Source organism: Pseudocolwellia antarctica (assembly GCF_049933045.1).
Lineage (GTDB): Bacteria > Pseudomonadota > Gammaproteobacteria > Enterobacterales > Alteromonadaceae > Pseudocolwellia.
On record NZ_CP187926.1, the window covers coordinates 4,016,613 to 4,035,043 of the forward strand.

Genomic DNA, 18,431 nt, shown 5'->3' on the forward strand with positions numbered 1-18,431 from the left:
ACATCGTGTTAGTACAATATCAATAGATATAATCATATGGCTTCATATATTTAAAAGTTGCCATCTAACAGTCGGCTATTTAATATTGAGGCCGCTAAAATTTAGAGATATAAATATATTATGCCAGAACTACCAGAAGTAGAGGTCTGCAGGCAAGGTGTAGAGCCTCATGTATTAAACCAGAATGTTAGCGACGTCATTGTCCGAAATGCGAAAATGCGTTGGCCAATTACACCTACCATTGCGGAAATTTGTGGTGAAAAGGTTATTTCTGTTAAACGCCGCGCTAAATACTTACTACTAGAAACATCTAAAGGCACATTAATGCTGCATTTAGGCATGTCAGGTACTATTAGGGTTATAGATAAAAATACCCCTGTTATTAAACACGATCATTTTGATTTGGTTTTTGAAAATGGCTTAGCATTGAGACTCAATGACCCTCGACGTTTTGGCTCTGTATTATGGATAACGGAAGATATTAACCAACATCCGTTAATTAACAAACTTGGACCTGAACCTTTATCTTCAGACTTCACTGATGATTGCTTATATGAAAAGTCTCGCAGCAAAACCTCGCCAATAAAAACATTTCTTATGAACAACCATATTGTTGTGGGGGTTGGTAATATTTACGCGAATGAAAGCTTGTTTAAAGCGGGCATTGATCCAAAAAAACTAGCCGGAAAAATATCAAAAAGACGCTACCTTGAATTAACAAAACATATTAAACAAACGTTAGCTCATGCAATAGAACAGGGTGGAACAACGTTGAAAGATTTTACTCAGGCAGATGGTAAACCTGGATATTTCGCGCAAGAGCTTTTGGTGTACGGAAGAGGCGGTAAACCTTGTTTTATCTGTAAAGAAACCTTAAAAGAAATAAAGCAAGCAGGCAGAGCAACAGTGTTTTGTCCAAAGTGCCAAAAAAACTAAGCCTTGGTATAACAATAATATTCAATTACTTTATTAAAACAGATAATTTTTTATAAAAGATGAAGTTATACCAAGTTGTTAATTTTATTATTTAAATTGGTATAACTATCGAGAATATTTGTTGGTGTTAAGATTTTAGCTTTTTGTCTAAAGCCTCTTTAACGATGGGGTGAACAAAACTCGTTACATCGCCATTATGTAAAGATACTTCTTTAACTATGGTTGAAGAGATAAAGGTATTTTCTGCCGATGGCGTTAAAAACACTGACTCTAAGTTAGGCGATAATTGTCGATTTACGCTAGCTAATTGAAACTCATATTCAAAATCTGATACTGCACGTAAACCACGCACTAATACCGCAGCATTTTGCTGTTTAGCTAAATCAACCAACAATCCTGAAAATCCAACAACAGTAACGTTAGGTAAATGTTGGATAACGTTTTTAATTAACTCAACGCGCTCAGCTAAATCAAAACAAGGCTTTTTACTTGGGTTTGATGCAACAGCAACTACAACTTCAGAAAATAAATTACTCGCACGCGTGATTAAATCGGTGTGACCGTTTGTTACTGGATCAAATGTTCCAGGATATATAGCTTTTATAGTCATAGAATAATCTACTTTAAGGATATTGGGAGCTATTGTAAGGGGAATAGCCTTAAATTCAAAAGACAATTGATAATGGATTTTTTAGAAAAAATTTAAATATAAAGTAATTACTCGAAAAACTTCCATCCTTGTCGTATTTGGTAGTAATATAGGTAGATCAGTTTTAGAGAATTTATAAACCAAAAGTGAGATAAATGAAAACTCGTGATAAAATAATTCAGGCTAGCATCGCTTTATTTAACGAACATGGCGAAAGAAATGTTACCACGAATCATATCGCGGCTGATCTCGGCATAAGTCCAGGGAATCTCTACTACCATTTCCGTAATAAAGAAGACATTATTCTGTCTATATATGAAGAATATGCTCGAACACTTTTATTAGAAAGCATGCCCGAAGTATCGCCCGAAGTTAAACCACTAGATTCTATTATTCTGTACATGGATATGGTATTTCAAGCGATGATGAAGTTCCGCTTCTTCTACAGTAACTTACCTGTTTTACTGGCAAAGAACCCGTTATTACATGTTAAATTTGTTGAAGTGCAAACTGTGATTGGCGATAGAGTTAGCCAGCTTTTAATTTCATTAAAAGGCGCAGGCATGATGGAATTTGATGATGCTGACTTAGCTGACATCGTAAGTATTCTACGTATCGTAAACACTTTCTGGTTAAGCTTTTACCAAACTCAAAATAACGACGTTGAAATCAACGATTCTGTATTCTATCAAGGCGTATTGAAGATTTTAGTGATTATTCATCCATATATTAGCGACTCAGCTAAAGATGAATTTTTAGCGGCACGTACTATGTACCGTAAACGTTTAGAAGCTAGCTTGTCTGAAACTGCCTAGAACATACATTGTAAACTGAAAAAGCTGTTTTAAACGTTATCGTGGTTTTGAAACAGCTTAATTTTTCCGATATTGAAAAATTAATTTACGCAATGTATTCACAATCCGTACGTGATTGTTTACGTTCTAGTTAATTTATATCCACTGATCAAACGAGTATTCAAATCAGCACTTATTCGCTAGTGTAACCCGTTAGTAATAAATCCCATTCATTTGCTTGCCAATGTAGCGCTTCTAGCTTGTTTTTTTCTTTATTAAATGAGCGTAATAATCGGCTCATATTTTCTTCTTTCCAATTTGATGAACCTGTTTTTATTTCACCTTGATCAAAATCGATAAGCCAAACTTTGTTTTGGTCATCAATCAAAATATTATGAATGTTCAAATCGTGATGATAAACATCGTGATCATGAAAAGCTTTTATCGTTTTACCTATGTTATGCCATAAATCTGCGTTCACTGATTGCTTAATCAATAACGAAATCAAGTCTTGCGCATTGCAAACACGTTCAGTAAGAATGTCGGCTTTATAAAACAAACCACTTTTTATAACACGGCAAGCAATAGGCTTGGGTGCAGGTAAATCTAACGCACGTAATTGGTTTAATAGTTCAAACTCTTTTGTGGCGCGCGTATTGTCATTACTTGAAAATAAATAAGAATCTTTATTAAATTTACCAATAAGACCACCACGGTAATAATGTTTTAGTACCCACTGCTTATTATCAACTTCAATAAACCAAGTTGTACCTCGGCCTTGTGCGGTGCCAACAACCTGATTATTGCTTTGCCAGTAGTGACTATCGAGTAAGTCTTGTGAAAAATTTTCTATTTCATTGTCATCAAAAAGACAGAATATAGTGTTGTTTTCAAAAACTTTTTTGCTACAGGGTTTTACAATTGTTGAAGGGTTCAAGATAATAGACCAATTATATGCGTTTAATCTCTCTATTGTGGTGAATCATCTATGCTGGGTCAATTAGCAGCGCCAAAAAATTTATGTGTTTTGCATTTATCGGGTATCGGTGATGTATGTAATGTAGTTGCCGCTGTTCAAAGTATACAAAAACAATGGCCTCATACTCAAATCACTTGGGTCTGCGGTAAAGTCGAAGCGAGTTTACTTAAAGGCTTAGAGAAAATAGAAATTATTGCTTTTGATCAGTCAGCAGGACTAAGTGGTTATAGCGATTTTCGTGCACACATGAAAGGTCAAACCTTTGAGATATTGCTGAATATGCAAGCTACTGTACGTGCAAACTTAGTTAGCTTTTTTATTCCCGCAAAAACTAAAATAGGCTTTGATATAAAACGTGCGAAAGCAGGTCAATGGATATTCACCAAATATAAAACTCAACCACAGCCTAACACTCACTTGATTGATGATTTTATGGGATTCACCCAAGTATTAGGTTTAACGGTTAGCGAACCTATTTGGAATATACCCGTACCTGAAAGTGATGAACAATGGGCGCATGAAACCTTATTTTCAACAAATCAAAAACCTATCGCTGTTATTAGCTTAGCGTCAAAAAAATCTGAGCGTAATTGGCATGTTGAAGGTTATGCGCAAACGGCTGATTATTTAGATCAATTAGGATTTCGTGTAGTGCTTTGTGGTGGCTCAACCGCAATGGTCATTCAATTAGCTGAGTATATTTGTCGGCAGAGCGAAGCCAGTATTCTTAACCTAGTCGACAAAACCTCACTTAAACAATTGTTAGCCATGTTAAAGCTTGCTCACATTACTATTGCTCCAGATACGGGGCCTGCGCATATGTCGGTTACCGTAGGCACGCCTGTTGTCGGTTTATATGCCCACAGTAATCCACGTAAAGTCGGACCTTACTTATATCAAAAGTATGTAGCTAGTTGTTACGATGAAGTGATTGAAGAGCAAAAAGGTAAACCATACAGTCAACTGCCTTGGGGCGTTCGAGCGAAAGGACGTGACCTGATGGATAGAGTGACTGTCGAGCAAGTTAAAAGTCAAATTAACTTGGTGGTTGAAGACTTCTATTCTATTTAATTTAGCATTAAAGATAAGCCTGAATACGAACATAAATTGAAATCTACGTCTTAAGGTTTCAATTCAGGCGATCTATTAATTAAGTAATCTATTCAAATGAGCAAGTGACCGATCACTAGCTCCTTGGTTTTGTAGCACAACGTTATACGCATTTTCACCCAGAATTTGCTGTTTATGGTTATCTTCTAGAAGTTCTGTTACTGCCTGAACTAGCTCGCTTTCATTATCAATACCCTGAAGTTGTACTATGCCTTTAGCTTCAGTTAGCTGCTGCATAACCTCTGTAAAGTTACTCATATTAGCGCCAACGATAACGGGCTTTTTAAATAAGGCAGGTTCTAAAGGATTGTGCCCGCCAATATGACTAAAGCTTCCGCCCATAGTTACAACCGTAGCTAATGCACACATAGGCATTAACTCACCTAAAGTATCTAATACCCAAACATCAGTTGTTGTATTTACTTGTGTGTTTTCACTGCGATTACACGTAATAAAATCTGCATTTATAGCCATTTGAGCTACATCAGCAAAGCGTTCAGGATGTCTAGGAACAATAACGAGTAGTAAGTCTGGATACTGTTGATGCAGAGGTTGAAAGGCTTTTAAAATAATATCTTCATCGCCAGGATGTGTACTCGCTACCACCCATAATTTTCGCTCACCTTCTACAAACTGTGCTAACTCCACTTGTTTACTGGTAATACTTGGTGTGATTGAAATATCAAACTTCAAGTTGCCTGAAAGTTCACAGGCAAGCGCTTCACCGCCTAATTCTGTGAAGTTGTCTTGGTTTATTTGGCTTTGTGTCAATATTTGATCAAAAGCTTGTAAGCTCGGTGAAATTAACCAAGCCAGCTTTTTGTAACTCTTCATAGAATTTGTTGATAAACGACCGTTTACTAGCAATAACTTGATGTGACTATTATGACATTGCGCGATCAAGTTAGGCCATAGCTCAGTTTCCATAAACACCATAGCTTTAGGTTTTAGGCGTGATAAAAACAGCCAAGTACAAATAAATGAATCTATAGGTAAGTAGCAATGCTGAACTCTGTTTGAAAATAACTTTTCGACTTGTGCAGAACCTGTAGGCGTGAAAGTCGTGACGGTAATGGGTGTCACTGGCTGGTTAATTAATAGTTTTTCTATAAAAGCTTTAAGAGCGATAATTTCACCAACACTGGCTGCATGGATAACAATGCCATTTTTACTTAATTTTTTATCAATAAAGCCGAGGCGTTCAAATAAACGTTGACGGTATTCTGGATGATTTTTAGATCGAACCACTAATACGAGTAGCAATACGGGAAGTAAGATAAAGAATAAAACGCGATAGAAGAGTAAAGATAAAAAGTATTTCACAAATATTCTCTTTGATAGAAGTGGGCAATCTAAACTTGAGATAATACAGCTTATCCCTAGATCAGGTTTAGTATACCTAATTACACTACTAATTTAATCGTTTAAATAAGCCACTGGCGACAAAAGTTTACAGTGCAGCTTTAAGCTGAGCTCGGCTAAACTTTCTTTTTGTGCGCTATAGCGTACAATGTTTTAATCGGCTAGTTTGTAATTATTCAACACCTAGCTAAATTTAAGCTAAGACATTAGCCCTATACATTCACTATTAACTTTAAAGCAAGTGGAGCGTTAAATATTATGCGTACATCGCCTTTTTATACACACATTAACAGTCAAATCGAACAGGTAAAAACTGACGGTTTATATAAAGCTGAACGAATAATAACAACGGCTCAGCAGCCTTCTATTTCAGTAGTTAGTGGCGAGAAAGTTATTAATTTTTGTGCGAATAATTATTTAGGTTTAGCTAATCATCCTGAGCTTATTGCCGCAGCAAAAGAAGGCTTAGATGAACATGGTTTTGGTATGGCGTCGGTACGCTTTATTTGCGGCACGCAAGATATTCATAAAACGCTTGAGCAAAAACTAAGTGAATTTTTAGGCATGGAAGATACGATTTTATATTCGTCTTGCTTCGATGCTAACGCAGGTTTATTTGAAACCTTATTGGGTCCTGAAGACGCTATTATTAGCGATGCATTAAATCATGCATCAATCATTGATGGTGTACGTTTATGTAAAGCCAAGCGCTTTAGATACGCGAATAATAATGCACAAGAATTAGAGCAATGTTTAAAAGATGCAGATGCTGCTGGCGCGCGATTTAAATTGATCGCTACAGACGGTGTATTTTCAATGGACGGTGTTATCGCAAATTTAAAAGCTGTGTGTGATTTAGCTGATAAATACAATGCATTAGTGATGGTTGATGATTCACATGCTGTAGGCTTTGTCGGTGAACAAGGTCGAGGCAGTCATGAGTTTTGTCACGTAATGGGTCGGGTTGATATTATTACAGGCACATTAGGTAAGGCTATGGGCGGCGCTTCAGGCGGTTACACTTCAGGTAAAAAAGAAGTGGTTGATTGGTTACGTCAACGCTCACGTCCGTACTTATTTTCTAACTCGTTAGCGCCAGCTATTGTTAATGCGTCAATTAAAGTGATTGAGTTATTAAAAGATGGTGATGCTTTACGTAAGCAACTGATTGAAAATGCTCAATACTTTAGAACAGAAATGGAAGCCGCAGGTTTTACTTGTGGTGGTGCTGATCATGCCATTATTCCTGTGATGTTAGGTGATGCTAGTGTTGCGACTGAAATGGCTAATAAGTTACTTGAAGAAGGCATTTATGTGATTGGTTTTTCATTTCCTGTTGTGCCAAAAGGCCAAGCGCGTATTCGTACGCAAATCTCAGCTGCACACACCAAAGAACAATTAGACCATGCTATTCAAGCCTTTATTCGTATTGGTCAATCAATGAATATTATTAAGTAAGGCTGAGCTAACCATGAAATCATTAATTAAGTTAAAAGCAGAACCTGGTATTTGGATGGGCGATAGCCCTAAACCCGAAATGGGTCACAATGATTTACTCATTAAAATCAACAAAACTGCCATTTGTGGAACCGACATTCATATTTATAACTGGGATGAATGGTCACAAAAAACTATACCTGTACCTATGGTTGTTGGTCATGAATATGCTGGCGAAGTGGTAGGTATAGGTCAAGAAGTTAAAGGCTTTAGCATGGGTGATAGAGTTTCAGGTGAAGGCCATATAACGTGTGGTCATTGTCGGAATTGTCGTGGTGGTAGAACACATTTATGCCGAAATACTGTTGGTGTAGGTGTTAATCGCTCAGGCTCGTTTGCTGAGTATTTAGTGATACCTGCTTATAATGCTTTTAAATTACCTGACGAAATATCTGACGATTTAGCTGCAATTTTTGACCCGTTTGGTAACGCTGTTCATACAGCATTATCTTTTGATTTAGTGGGTGAAGATGTATTAATTACAGGCGCAGGTCCTATCGGCATTATGGCTGCAGCAGTAGCTAAACATGTTGGTGCACGTCATGTTGTGGTAACAGATGTAAATCCTTACCGATTAGACTTAGCCTTGAAAATGGGTGCTACTCGCGCAGTTGATGTAAGTAAAACTAAGTTAACGGATGTGATGTCAGAATTAGGCATGAGCGAAGGCTTTGATGTAGGCATGGAAATGTCTGGCGTGCCAACGGCTTTCACCGATATGTTGAATAACATGAACAACGGTGGAAAAATCGCTATGTTAGGTATTCCTGGTACCGATATGGCAATTGATTGGAGCAAAGTTATCTTTAAAGGACTTACTATTAAAGGTATTTATGGTCGCGAAATGTTTGAAACTTGGTACAAAATGGCGAGTCTGATCCAATCAGGTTTAGATCTGTCTCCTATTATTACTCACCATTATTCTATTGATGAATTTCAACAAGGTTTTGATGTGATGAGATCGGGTTTATCAGGCAAGGTTATTCTAGACTGGAATTAATCTCTTCAAAAAGCCTAAAGTGAAAGCTTTAGGCGACATATCTTTAAACAACTCTCTAAATAATTTTCTAAACAACTTCTCAAAAAATGATATTATTCTTCTAGACGAATGAGTTAATGCATTTAGCTTAACTACAATATATTTAGTTTTTACGAGAAGGTGAGATACGTGTCAGACAGTACAACGAATTTTAAGCACATGCAGATAAGTGAATTACACCCAACGTTAGCCGAAAAAACTTACGTCGTTGTTGATATTCGAGATCCTAACTCTTTCAAAAGCGGACATATCCCAGGCGCCATTGAATTAACCAACGAAAGCCTTTCCGATTTTATGCGCGAAGCTGATCTTGATGCACCTGTTGTTGTTTGTTGTTACCACGGTCATTCAAGCCAACAAGCTGCTCAATACTTAATAAGCCAAGACTTTACTGATGTATATTCATTAGATGGTGGTTTTACTCAATGGCAACTAGAGCACCCGAGTGACGTTAGCACTTCATGAGTAATACCGAAACATCGATAGCACTAGAAGCTTTTGTAGATATTAAACATCACAATATAGCCTTATTGTTTTGTAATTTCCTGATCAGCCAAAGAATTCCCGCTAAAGTTGTGCCTGAAGATAATACTTTTGTTATTTTTTGCGATGTTAACCAAAGAGATAAAGCTAAAGCTATTTTTGAAGATTTTATCAAACAACCTCATCATCCTAAGTATCAGCAAGCAGCTTGGAATAATGGTGAAGTCGCTGAAATACAAAATGATGGACCTTCAATACTCACGCAATTTAAAGATCAATTTTTCCGTCATGCTGGCGTTGTTACTTTAGTTATATTTGCTATTTGTTGGTTGGTATTTCTATTAAGTTTAGTTGGTTGGGGGAACACGATATTTAATGAAATTAGCTTTTTCCCACAATTAACATTTGATCATTTATTAGAACATCCGTACCGACTGCTTGGTCCTGCGTTTTTCCATTTTTCATGGATGCACATTGTTTTTAATACTATGTGGTGGTGGCAAATAGGTGGAGCGATAGAACGCACTTTAGGGAAATGGGCGTTAGTTAACTTATTTCTTGTTTCAGCAATCATCTCTAACTTCGGTCAATTTATTGTATCGGGTCCAAATTTTGGTGGTTTGTCTGGCGTTGTTTATGCCTTATTTGGCTATGTATGGTGGTACGGTTGGTTAGCGCCAGAAAAAGGCTTAACTATTTCAAAACCTATTGTCGGCTTTTTGCTGTTCTTTATGTTGTTGGGCTTTGCTGATGTATTACCTGTAAATATGGCAAATACTGCACATCTATTAGGTTTAGTATCAGGTTGTGGACTAGCTTGGTTTAGAATTAAAGTGTCGAAACAATAAAAATCTGAGGGATTAAACACTCAGTAAAGTTAAGTGATTAAAATAGAAGAAGGGCGATATGTAAACATATCGCCCTTCTTTTTTATTTGAGCCAAGCTAACCAAAATCAGCTCTATCAGAAGTTAGTTTATTCGCTTAACCATTGAGTAAATAAAAGCTTTTTAATTAAGGTTCCACCTGTTTCTCTTTGTAAAAGAGCTTTTACCTTGTCTTCACATAAGCGCTGAATTTCATGTCGACCGTTGATAGATTTAATCTTTGATTCAGGTTGCTGACCAATAATCGTAATTATAGCGTCACGTAATAAAGGTGCATGATGTTCCACTATTTCGAAATTTGATGAACTTTCAATCATCAATTCAACGCTAATTCTTACGTAGCCCATTTTCTTTTTAACGGCGCTATAGTTCGTAATTATTGAAGGTTCAAAACCGAAATATGCATAGTCAGCCGCTTTAATAGAAGAAAAGGGAAGTAAGCAGCAAAGGGCTATTATTAGCTTTTTCATTTTAAATCTCTCTCGAATTCAGGTAATAAATACAATCTATTACAGTATAGATTAACCTGTTTTTCCAGTTTATACCAAGTTGATCAAGGTATTATTTAATTGCTATGAATAGCATTTGGTTGAGTTGTTTGAAGAAAAGACTAATCTACAAAAAGCAAAATATTCTAATTGAACATTTAGGATAATTTTGAGGCGATGGTTTTTCCTTAATTTCTCATCTAAATCGGTTGAGCTATTAGGCGTGAAGGTGTAAATCCTGATATGATTCAGTGTCTTTAATTCACTATTTTTTACTATGAAGCTTCATTCACATTTATTTCCCGTTATGCTCCAAACACTATGGTCGAGTTCAGTTAACCCTGACAATGATTCTGTACATGAAGGTTTGCGCGATTGGCTATTTGCTACAGGCTCTTTAACTGCGCGTTTGAAAACTCATTGCACTGAGTTTCGTGTTGAAGTTTTAGGGCAAGAAATTATTGCGTGTAGCGAGCTTGAAGCTAACGATGATATAAGCGCTGGCGAGCAAGTATTGGTGCGAGAGGTGTTGTTGTATTGTGATAACAAACCACAAGTATTTGCACGTAGTTTATTACCCTTGAAAAGTTTAACAGGTGAAGAACAAAGCTTAGCAAAATTAGGTGAACAACCTCTAGGGCAAGTGCTGTTTAATCATCCTGATTTGATCCGAAAAGGCATTGAAGTGGCGTGCTTTAAGCAATCAAGTGCGCTATTTACTTTAATTAAGCAGTTAGACTTGCCAACAACATCGGTTTGGGGACGACGTTCTGTTTTTGTTTTAAATAATAAACCTATTATGGTGGCTGAGGTCTTTTTACCTGAGTCTTTTGCTTATGAGTTGATTTCAGAAACTCGTACTGCTCAACCACTTGAATAGAATTGATCACTCAAGACTTAATTTTACCTATTACTCTGTACAAACAACCAAATAGAAATTAATTATGAATGCATTTAAAGCTAAGTGGCAGGCCATTGTTTCGATTACTCGTATCGACAAACCTATTGGTACCTATTTATTGTTATGGCCAACGTATTGGGCGTTATGGATAGCTCAAGAAGGTATGCCAAGCTACCACTTGCTTGTAGTATTTACTTTAGGCGTATTTATTATGCGTAGCGCGGGTTGTGTAATAAATGATTTTGCCGACAGAAAAGTTGATGGCCAAGTAAAGCGCACTGAAAATCGACCTTTAGTGACGGGCGCATTAAGTGTTACTGAAGCACTCACCTTATTTTCCTTTCTAATCATTAATGCCTTAATTCTTGTTTTAACCTTGCAACCTTATACCATTATGTTGTCTTTTGTGGCGGTATTCCTCGCCATTATTTACCCCTTTATGAAACGAATTACTCACTTGCCTCAAGTGATTTTAGGTGCTGCCTTTAGCTGGGGAATGATTATGGCTTTTGCGGAATCTACAGGTGAAGTGCCATTAATTGCTTGGTTATTATTTATTGCGAATTTATGTTGGACGGTGGCTTACGACACCATGTACGCCATGGTTGATAGAGACGACGACCTAAAAATAGGTGTTAAATCTACGGCTATTTTATTTGGCGATTATGATAAGCGTATTATCTTATTCTTACAGTTAATTACCTTAGGTTTATTACTAACGGTAGGTGACATACTGGCGTTTGGTTGGCCTTATCAACTGTGCATAGTGATATGCGCAGGATTATTTACCTACCAACAATTCTTAATTGTAAACAGAGAACGTGATAAGTGCTTTAAAGCTTTTTTACATAATCACTTTGTGGGACTGATTGTTTTCTTAGGTATATTTATAGAGTACTTATAAGTTAATCCTGTCTCGGTATTTAGAGAAACAAAAAAGGGGATTCATTTCGAAATCCCCTAGGTATAAGTTTTATAATCTACTGTACAAATTCAAAATAAAATCACTTTAAACAAATACTTTCTATCTTGAAATACTCTGCTGCACTTCAATATCTGTTAGGTTGAGAATAATATCTCTTTAACGGCGTTAATGCCTCAGTAGGAATAAGTTTTCCATCGTCGTTATTACCTATATATCCAAGCTTTTGCATGCTAGCAATAAGTAAAGACTGGGCTTTTTTGTCGATAAACTCAGGTGCAGAAATATTATTTAATACACATAAACGTTTAGCAATCGAAACAACATTATCTTCAAATGTCGCTTTATCGATAGGCGATAAACGATAAATCAATGAACAGATAATCGCCAAGCGTTGTATGGTCTCGTCAATACATTCAGCCAGCAGTCTTGATTTAGAACGCTGATTATTTACTTCTAGTAATGCCCAAGTACCGCTCTCGCTTTGTTCTGCAATATTGAGTTCAGCTAATACGTTTAATGACGCTTCAATGTTCACCGCCATGTCTTGTGCAGAACCCCATAAAAATAGTTCTGATTTGATCAAAGATAATAGCGGTTGAATTTTCTCAATAACCGCTGAAGTCGATATGTTTGAGTTACATTCTAGAACGCGACATAACAAGGCATGCAATACATATGTATGCAGAATGTTATTGCGGTAATAGCGCATTTCAAGCGCGTCAGATTCATCTAAAGAAATAATGGTACCGAAGCTATCTTCATTCACTGTTACTTTATTTAACGCGATGACATCGGCTAATAATTCTGCGCCTGAATCTATTGGAACTGTTAGTTGAGAGCTATAAGGTGCGGCGCGCTGCAACATTAGAAAGAAGTCTAGCTGTGACTCTAGCTCTACTTTTGAAAGAGCTTTGTTATCGGTTGCATGTAAAATAAGCGCAACCAATGAAGCTCCATTTAGAGCGGCACATTGGTTAATGTTAGTCATCACTTTCTCAGCTAATAAATTAACTGTAGGCGTTAACCATTTAGGTTTTTGTGGATCAATTGGATTAATTGATTGTTTCCAATCGGGCACTTCATCCGTTAAAAATTTATTAATATTAATAGGTTCGCCAAAGTTTACATAACCTTTACCGTAGTTACGTAAATTTTTAATGGCTTTGAATACACCTAAGAATGACTCACTTTTCTTTTCGCTACCGCTGAGCTCTTTATGATAAGTACCCACTTCCATTACATGCTCGTAGCCAATATACACAGGCACTAAGGTGAGAGGTCTGTCTATGCCACGCAACAAACTTTGTATGGTCATGGCTAACATGCCCGTTTTAGGTGGAAGCAATCTACCTGTACGGCTTCGGCCACCTTCTGAGTAATATTTTACTGAGTAGCCACGTTCAAATAACAAACCTAAATATTCTCTGAAAATAGTTGAATACAGTCTGTTACCTCTAAAGCTACGGCGAATGAAAAATGCGCCAGCTTTCCTGAAAATAGGTCCTGCAGGCCAAAAGTTAAGATTAATACCTGCAGCAATACGAGGTGTTACTAAGCCTTCTTGGGCAATAATATAAGTCAGTAATAAGTAATCCATATGGCTACGATGACAAGGTACATAAATTATCTCATGACCTTCTTGTGCTAAATTTCGTACCGTATTGGCGTTACTCACTTCAATGCTTTTGTATAAACGTTTCCATAGCCACGTTAGTACACGAGAACCAACGCTGATCATCGACTCTCGATAATCGCCTGCAATTTCGTCCATCATAGCTAAAGCTTGTTTTTTCACTTCAGCTTCAGGAAGGTTTTTGCTTTTTACTTCGTCAGCAATAATTTTTTTGATAGCAGGATTGGCAAACATCGCGGTAAACATTTGCTTGCGATGCATTAATCGTGGACCTGTAACAGAGATGGTTTGACGATAAAAGTGGAATCTAGCGATACGAATAAGTTTATGAGCGGTGGCTTCGTTACTGCCGTGCTTGTCTTCCATGTATCTAAAAGACATAGGTTCACTGAAGCGAGCTAAGGTATCTCGCCCCGTAAATAACACGATAAATATTTTGCGCAGCCAAGTTGGGGCTTCTTCGTCAGCTATTACCGTGCCCACGTTCGCGGTGTTCTTTTCTTTGGTCGGCGTACGTCCCCAAGTAATGTTAACTGGGATCATTTGTGCATCTAAATCTGAATCTAGTTCATGCTCAGTTAAAATATCTAAGCCTTTGTCAATTGCGTTCGTTGTGCCTTTCTCTCTCCAGGGTAATACAGAAGAGGTTTTTTCTAAGAAGAAAACGCGAGGAAAGTTTTTACCATTAATAGTGACTTTTTTTAATGGATTAGGCAGATTTAACTTTTTACAGGCTTGCTGCAATGCAATAACATCACTGGATGATTGGTATCTCACTACATAAAAAATAGGTTGTTCTTGATTGATATTACTTCCATCGCTGAAGTTATCTGGAATAACTTTACATTTTACGAATAATTTTAATGGGAGTTTCAATAAGTAGTGGTATAACGAACGTAGTGCTGACATCTTGTGTACTCAGTATTTTAGCGCAGTGATATTTTATCACTATCTTGTATTTTTGTCTTAAAAAAGTCGTATTATGCGACTTAACGCTGATAAACGCATCGCCTATTTATATTATAAAGTTAAGTGAAGGAATTCATGAAAAAAATCGCAGTTTTTGTTGATATACAAAATATCTACTACACTACAAGAGATGCTTACAAAAGGCAGTTCAATTATCGTAAGTTTTGGGAACAGTTAAGTTACCAAGGTGATATTGTTATCGCTAATGCTTACGCTATTCAACGCAATGATGATCAACAACATAAATTTCAAAAAGCCCTTAAACACATCGGTTTTAATGTAAAACTTAAGCCTTTTATTCAACGCAGCGATGGTTCTGCAAAAGGTGATTGGGATGTGGGTATAACTATCGATATTATGAAAACTGCCGCTGAAGTAGATATTGTGGTGTTGTTATCAGGTGATGGTGACTTCGATATGTTATTAACTGAAATAGCCGCAACACATCAGGTAGAAACTCAGGTTTATGGGGTACCGTCATTAACCGCTAACTCCTTAATAAATGCAGCCTCTACCTATCACGAAATTAAAGAAAACTTATTACAGTAATATGACACTTTTAACACAGTAATTTACCGAGTATTATCTTGCAAAGACCTGATCTATCAAGTATTTTATATTGTTCATAATAATAAAGAGAGTGAATCTAAATGTCGTCAGTTGATACCATCTATAAAGTAATTTTATATCCATTCATTACAGAATCTATTGCAAGTTTAAAAGCGATGACCAATTTGTCTGGTTCTTCGGGTGATATTTTTATGGACAGTGTTGATGACTTTCGCTTTAAAGGTTATGCGGTTTGTTCAGATGTAACGGGTCATCTTGATGGTGTTATTATGATGCATCACTACCCAGAAACAGCTATTGCTATTGGTAATTCTGTTTGTGAAAACATGTTTGATGAAAAATACGAATACACTGAAATTAATGATGAATTAAGTAATGCCTTGGCTGAATGGGGCAACACTATTGTTGGACGTTCTACTGATTTACATGGTCGTTATAGCTTAGATTACAAATTCTCAAGCCCTTACTTTGTAAACAATGTTGATGATATGTCTAAATATCTCAAAGATGTTAGAGAAGTGGTTACTGTACCTATTACGATTGAAGGTGTAGGTCGTTACTATTTCAATCTGTTAGTACGTAGTGTTAACTATCAATCTGCAGGCATCAAACGTGAAGAAAGTACGGGTGTAGCGAATACTCACACTAAAGATTTACCAACCGATGCAAGCATATTATTGGTTGATGACAGCTCGATGATACGCAAAGCATTAAAAAGAATGTTAGGTAAATTAGGTTATAACAATATTCTTGAAGCTGATGATGGCTCAACTGCTGTTGAAATGGTTAAAGAGCACAATCCAGACTTTATGTTTATGGATGTTGTTATGGGCGAAATGAATGGTAATCATGCCTTACAAGCTATTAGAGCTGCAGGTCATAATGTGCCTGTTGTTATGTTGTCATCAGTTACAGATCAAACTTTGATTAAAGAATGTGAAGGTTATGGTATTTCAGGTTTCATTTTTAAACCAATACAAGCCGATAACGGCACAGAAATTATTAAAAACTATTTGAAAATCGCTTAATAAAAACAGCATAAATCAAAGTAGATTAATCATAAGGCTAGCTAAGGTTAGCCTTTTTTATGTTTGTAACTTTATTGAATGCGCTGTTTAGCTGAGAGTAGATTGAGCTTAAATAAACGCATGTGATAACGAATTCCGTGACTAAGAAGTAGGGCGTTATAATAAAAGGAGTTTAAATAGACTGATGTTACGCATATATTTTATCATCTGTTTGTGTCTGATAGGGAGCTCGGTATTCGCGAGCAACGTTTACAAATATAAAGACAGTAACGGCAATTGGGTTTTTAGCGATCAACCTCCACTTACTGATGTGAAAGTAGAAGAAACACAATATGCAGACGTCGAGAAAAAGGTATCGCCTGTTAAAACCTACATATTGAATGATGGTGGAATGCATGAGATCTTGGCTGAAAATACTTTATATGTGCCCATAGAAATAGAATTAACTTTTACAGAAAGCCAAAAAAGATTCCGTCATGTAATTTGGGGGAAATCCAAAAAAATTCTTTATTCAAATACTAATGAAGTTCCACAATTTACTTATCGTTGGATCATGGGTGATCCCGCAGCTAAGATTGATAATTATTTATATAAACCACCTTTTTCGTCGGGTTTATCTAAACAAGTCACTCAAGGGTTTAACGGTCAATTTTCTCATAACAAACCCCCTAATAATTTTGCTGTTGATATTGCTTTACCTATAGGTACGTATATTACAGCAGCGCGTGCTGGAACCGTAATTGATGTGAAAGATGATTATCATATGGGTGGGCAGACAGCTTATTTTTTAGATAAAGCCAACCGAGTGATGGTATTACATTCTGACAGCAGTTATGCCTTGTATGGTCATATTCTGCTAGGAACTGCGACAGTTAAAGTAGGTGATGAAGTGGCTGTGGGCGATACTTTAGCGAGGTCAGGTTCTTCTGGCTTTTCAACAGGACCTCATCTGCACTTCATTATTTATAGAAATTCAGGATTTAGCACTGAATCAATCTCTTTTGGTTTTGAATCGAATGGTAAAAAGGTAACGCCTAAGCGTGGCATGAAGCTGCAATCTTTATAGCTAAAACCGTGAGCTTTTTAGTTTATAAAACGTTAGTCAGGGCAATACCAAGACCAAGTGTTTGCTGCGAATGATTATAATCGATTAAACTTTCGCCATAGCCATTGGTATATTGTAAATAACCGCGTAATTTCCCCCAAAGTGGGAAAGTTAATCCGAGTTCCATGCCACCATTGTGGGTGACAAAATTCTCACGGCCAATAAAAGTAAACTCGTACACATCCCATTTATACACAGTGGCTACATGAAAATATCCCATAAAGTCACTAATGTCTGGATTATCATCACCTTCAGGATCTAAGAAAAACTCTTTGTCGCTTTCTGGTAAACGCCACCAAGGTTGAAAGGAAAAGGTAAAGTTGTCTTTTTCATAGAGGAAGTTTACATAAGCTCTGTTCCAGCTACGTGATAAACCCTGAGTTCTTCCATTTGATTGATGCTCTATACCTACAGCAAAACCGGTATTACCTTCGAAAAGAGTTAAATCGAGTGGCGCGTAGTAAAACAACTCAGGTTGATAGTTAGTTTCCCTAAAAGGTTTGGAAATACCATCTGAATAAACTTGCCACCACGACTGTAATGTGAAACCAAAGAATATACCGTCGTAAGGTGTAAATATACTTTGTTTGTTTAGCGGTACTTTGATACTGATTTGAAACTTAGCTTCGGTATTTGTTAGGCTCTCGCTCCAGTCATTACTTTCTGCATAAACTTCTCGGTTTACCTTGTTAGTATAATTAACAGGTAAGATATAATTCATCTTGTGAGGTGTTATTACATAAGGGTCAAATGCGTTACGTTTTTCACTGATATTTCTTTTCGCTAAACGACCTTTTGGTGCTGCTTTTTTCGGGATGATTTCTTGTGGAGTAAGAGCGACGTCTTCAATAGCACATGCCTCTTTAATTTGCTCGTAAGTTAAGGCTATTTGAGAATTTTTAATGGTATCTAAAATACACTTATCACCCACCTCTTCAGCTTGTGCAAAACCAGGAAAAAACAGTAAAGCTAATAAAGACAGGGCGATACTTGTTTTTATTGATATTACAGCTGAATGATAAAATTGTATTAATGAATGAGGCATAGAGTGTATGAAACATTTCTCAGTAGAACGAT

At 36.7% G+C, this 18,431-nt stretch carries 18 protein-coding genes; 12 read left to right on the forward strand and 6 right to left on the reverse strand.

Annotated features, from left to right (window positions below; translation table 11 throughout):
• Positions 1 to 120 precede the first annotated feature (120 nt).
• Positions 121 to 936, forward strand: a complete 816-nt coding sequence (gene mutM / locus ACPUVN_RS17440) for a bifunctional DNA-formamidopyrimidine glycosylase/DNA-(apurinic or apyrimidinic site) lyase (RefSeq protein WP_426359041.1) — start codon at positions 121 to 123, stop codon at positions 934 to 936.
• A gap of 127 nt (positions 937 to 1,063) precedes the next feature.
• Here mutM and coaD read toward each other — a convergent pair whose 3' ends face one another.
• A complete protein-coding gene (gene coaD / locus ACPUVN_RS17445) occupies positions 1,064 to 1,546 on the reverse strand; it encodes a pantetheine-phosphate adenylyltransferase (protein ID WP_426359040.1) in 483 nt (160 codons plus the stop codon).
• A 194-nt stretch (positions 1,547 to 1,740) separates the two neighbouring features.
• On the opposite strand from coaD, the gene ACPUVN_RS17450 reads away from it, so the two are divergent.
• Complete coding sequence (locus ACPUVN_RS17450; RefSeq protein WP_304367469.1) at positions 1,741 to 2,400, forward strand: TetR/AcrR family transcriptional regulator; 660 nt, start codon at positions 1,741 to 1,743, stop codon at positions 2,398 to 2,400.
• Positions 2,401 to 2,572: 172 nt separating this feature from the next.
• On the opposite strand, the gene ACPUVN_RS17455 is transcribed toward ACPUVN_RS17450, so the two are convergent.
• Positions 2,573 to 3,316 (reverse strand): 3-deoxy-D-manno-octulosonic acid kinase, encoded by a 744-nt coding sequence (locus ACPUVN_RS17455; protein WP_426359039.1) that lies wholly within the window; start codon positions 3,314 to 3,316, stop codon positions 2,573 to 2,575.
• A 51-nt stretch (positions 3,317 to 3,367) separates the two neighbouring features.
• On the opposite strand from ACPUVN_RS17455, the gene ACPUVN_RS17460 reads away from it, so the two are divergent.
• Positions 3,368 to 4,429: a glycosyltransferase family 9 protein gene (locus tag ACPUVN_RS17460; RefSeq protein ID WP_426369533.1), complete on the forward strand. Its 1,062-nt coding sequence runs from the start codon at positions 3,368 to 3,370 to the stop codon at positions 4,427 to 4,429.
• A gap of 75 nt (positions 4,430 to 4,504) precedes the next feature.
• On the opposite strand, the gene waaA is transcribed toward ACPUVN_RS17460, so the two are convergent.
• Positions 4,505 to 5,791 (reverse strand): lipid IV(A) 3-deoxy-D-manno-octulosonic acid transferase, encoded by a 1,287-nt coding sequence (gene waaA / locus ACPUVN_RS17465; RefSeq protein ID WP_426359037.1) that lies wholly within the window; start codon positions 5,789 to 5,791, stop codon positions 4,505 to 4,507.
• 297 nt (positions 5,792 to 6,088) lie between these two features.
• Between waaA and ACPUVN_RS17470 the strand changes: the two genes are divergently transcribed.
• The 4 genes from ACPUVN_RS17470 (at position 6,089) to glpG (ending at position 9,697) form a co-directional block, all read left to right on the forward strand.
• Positions 6,089 to 7,288, forward strand: coding sequence for a glycine C-acetyltransferase (locus ACPUVN_RS17470; protein ID WP_426359036.1), 1,200 nt, complete (start codon positions 6,089 to 6,091; stop codon positions 7,286 to 7,288).
• Between the two features lie 13 nt (positions 7,289 to 7,301).
• Positions 7,302 to 8,327, forward strand: a complete 1,026-nt coding sequence (gene tdh / locus ACPUVN_RS17475) for an L-threonine 3-dehydrogenase (protein ID WP_426359035.1) — start codon at positions 7,302 to 7,304, stop codon at positions 8,325 to 8,327.
• Between the two features lie 168 nt (positions 8,328 to 8,495).
• The gene (gene glpE / locus ACPUVN_RS17480) at positions 8,496 to 8,831 is read left to right on the forward strand and encodes a thiosulfate sulfurtransferase GlpE (RefSeq protein ID WP_426359034.1); all 336 of its coding nucleotides are present in this window, start codon (positions 8,496 to 8,498) and stop codon (positions 8,829 to 8,831) included.
• Positions 8,828 to 9,697: a rhomboid family intramembrane serine protease GlpG gene (glpG, locus tag ACPUVN_RS17485; RefSeq protein ID WP_426359033.1), complete on the forward strand. Its 870-nt coding sequence runs from the start codon at positions 8,828 to 8,830 to the stop codon at positions 9,695 to 9,697. The genes glpE and glpG overlap by 4 nt, the downstream gene beginning before the upstream one ends.
• Positions 9,698 to 9,824: 127 nt before the next feature.
• On the opposite strand, the gene ACPUVN_RS17490 is transcribed toward glpG, so the two are convergent.
• Complete coding sequence (locus tag ACPUVN_RS17490; RefSeq protein ID WP_304367477.1) at positions 9,825 to 10,205, reverse strand: flagellar basal body-associated protein FliL; 381 nt, start codon at positions 10,203 to 10,205, stop codon at positions 9,825 to 9,827.
• Positions 10,206 to 10,530: 325 nt separating this feature from the next.
• Between ACPUVN_RS17490 and ACPUVN_RS17495 the strand changes: the two genes are divergently transcribed.
• The gene (locus ACPUVN_RS17495; RefSeq protein ID WP_426369534.1) at positions 10,531 to 11,103 is read left to right on the forward strand and encodes a chorismate--pyruvate lyase family protein; all 573 of its coding nucleotides are present in this window, start codon (positions 10,531 to 10,533) and stop codon (positions 11,101 to 11,103) included.
• 64 nt (positions 11,104 to 11,167) lie between these two features.
• Positions 11,168 to 12,028, forward strand: a complete 861-nt coding sequence (gene ubiA / locus ACPUVN_RS17500; protein ID WP_426359031.1) for a 4-hydroxybenzoate octaprenyltransferase — start codon at positions 11,168 to 11,170, stop codon at positions 12,026 to 12,028.
• Positions 12,029 to 12,173: 145 nt separating this feature from the next.
• Here ubiA and plsB read toward each other — a convergent pair whose 3' ends face one another.
• A complete protein-coding gene (gene plsB, locus ACPUVN_RS17505; protein ID WP_426369535.1) occupies positions 12,174 to 14,591 on the reverse strand; it encodes a glycerol-3-phosphate 1-O-acyltransferase PlsB in 2,418 nt (805 codons plus the stop codon).
• A 135-nt stretch (positions 14,592 to 14,726) separates the two neighbouring features.
• Here plsB and ACPUVN_RS17510 point away from each other — a divergent pair, with 135 nt between their 5' ends.
• The 3 genes from ACPUVN_RS17510 (at position 14,727) to ACPUVN_RS17520 (ending at position 17,315) form a co-directional block, all read left to right on the forward strand.
• Positions 14,727 to 15,200, forward strand: coding sequence for an NYN domain-containing protein (locus ACPUVN_RS17510; protein WP_426359029.1), 474 nt, complete (start codon positions 14,727 to 14,729; stop codon positions 15,198 to 15,200).
• A gap of 101 nt (positions 15,201 to 15,301) precedes the next feature.
• On the forward strand, positions 15,302 to 16,249 hold the full coding sequence (locus ACPUVN_RS17515) for a response regulator (protein ID WP_426359028.1): 948 nt from the start codon (positions 15,302 to 15,304) through the stop codon (positions 16,247 to 16,249).
• A gap of 184 nt (positions 16,250 to 16,433) precedes the next feature.
• Positions 16,434 to 17,315 carry a peptidoglycan DD-metalloendopeptidase family protein gene (locus ACPUVN_RS17520; protein WP_426359027.1) on the forward strand — a complete coding sequence of 294 codons (882 nt, stop codon included), beginning with the start codon at positions 16,434 to 16,436 and terminating at the stop codon, positions 17,313 to 17,315.
• Between the two features lie 22 nt (positions 17,316 to 17,337).
• Here ACPUVN_RS17520 and ACPUVN_RS17525 read toward each other — a convergent pair whose 3' ends face one another.
• Positions 17,338 to 18,399: a phospholipase A gene (locus tag ACPUVN_RS17525; protein WP_426359026.1), complete on the reverse strand. Its 1,062-nt coding sequence runs from the start codon at positions 18,397 to 18,399 to the stop codon at positions 17,338 to 17,340.
• Positions 18,400 to 18,431 lie beyond the last annotated feature (32 nt).

Coding starts and splice junctions, on each gene's coding strand:
- mutM (WP_426359041.1), top strand. CDS start 121: ATGCCAGAACTACCAGAAGTAGAGGTCTGCAGGCAAGGTGTAGAGCCT.
- coaD (WP_426359040.1), bottom strand. CDS start 1,546: ATGACTATAAAAGCTATATATCCTGGAACATTTGATCCAGTAACAAAC.
- ACPUVN_RS17450 (WP_304367469.1), top strand. CDS start 1,741: ATGAAAACTCGTGATAAAATAATTCAGGCTAGCATCGCTTTATTTAAC.
- ACPUVN_RS17460 (WP_426369533.1), top strand. CDS start 3,368: ATGCTGGGTCAATTAGCAGCGCCAAAAAATTTATGTGTTTTGCATTTA.
- ACPUVN_RS17470 (WP_426359036.1), top strand. CDS start 6,089: ATGCGTACATCGCCTTTTTATACACACATTAACAGTCAAATCGAACAG.
- tdh (WP_426359035.1), top strand. CDS start 7,302: ATGAAATCATTAATTAAGTTAAAAGCAGAACCTGGTATTTGGATGGGC.
- glpG (WP_426359033.1), top strand. CDS start 8,828: ATGAGTAATACCGAAACATCGATAGCACTAGAAGCTTTTGTAGATATT.
- ACPUVN_RS17490 (WP_304367477.1), bottom strand. CDS start 10,205: ATGAAAAAGCTAATAATAGCCCTTTGCTGCTTACTTCCCTTTTCTTCT.
- ACPUVN_RS17495 (WP_426369534.1), top strand. CDS start 10,531: ATGCTCCAAACACTATGGTCGAGTTCAGTTAACCCTGACAATGATTCT.
- ubiA (WP_426359031.1), top strand. CDS start 11,168: ATGAATGCATTTAAAGCTAAGTGGCAGGCCATTGTTTCGATTACTCGT.
- plsB (WP_426369535.1), bottom strand. CDS start 14,591: ATGTCAGCACTACGTTCGTTATACCACTACTTATTGAAACTCCCATTA.
- ACPUVN_RS17510 (WP_426359029.1), top strand. CDS start 14,727: ATGAAAAAAATCGCAGTTTTTGTTGATATACAAAATATCTACTACACT.
- ACPUVN_RS17515 (WP_426359028.1), top strand. CDS start 15,302: ATGTCGTCAGTTGATACCATCTATAAAGTAATTTTATATCCATTCATT.
- ACPUVN_RS17520 (WP_426359027.1), top strand. CDS start 16,434: ATGTTACGCATATATTTTATCATCTGTTTGTGTCTGATAGGGAGCTCG.
- ACPUVN_RS17525 (WP_426359026.1), bottom strand. CDS start 18,399: ATGCCTCATTCATTAATACAATTTTATCATTCAGCTGTAATATCAATA.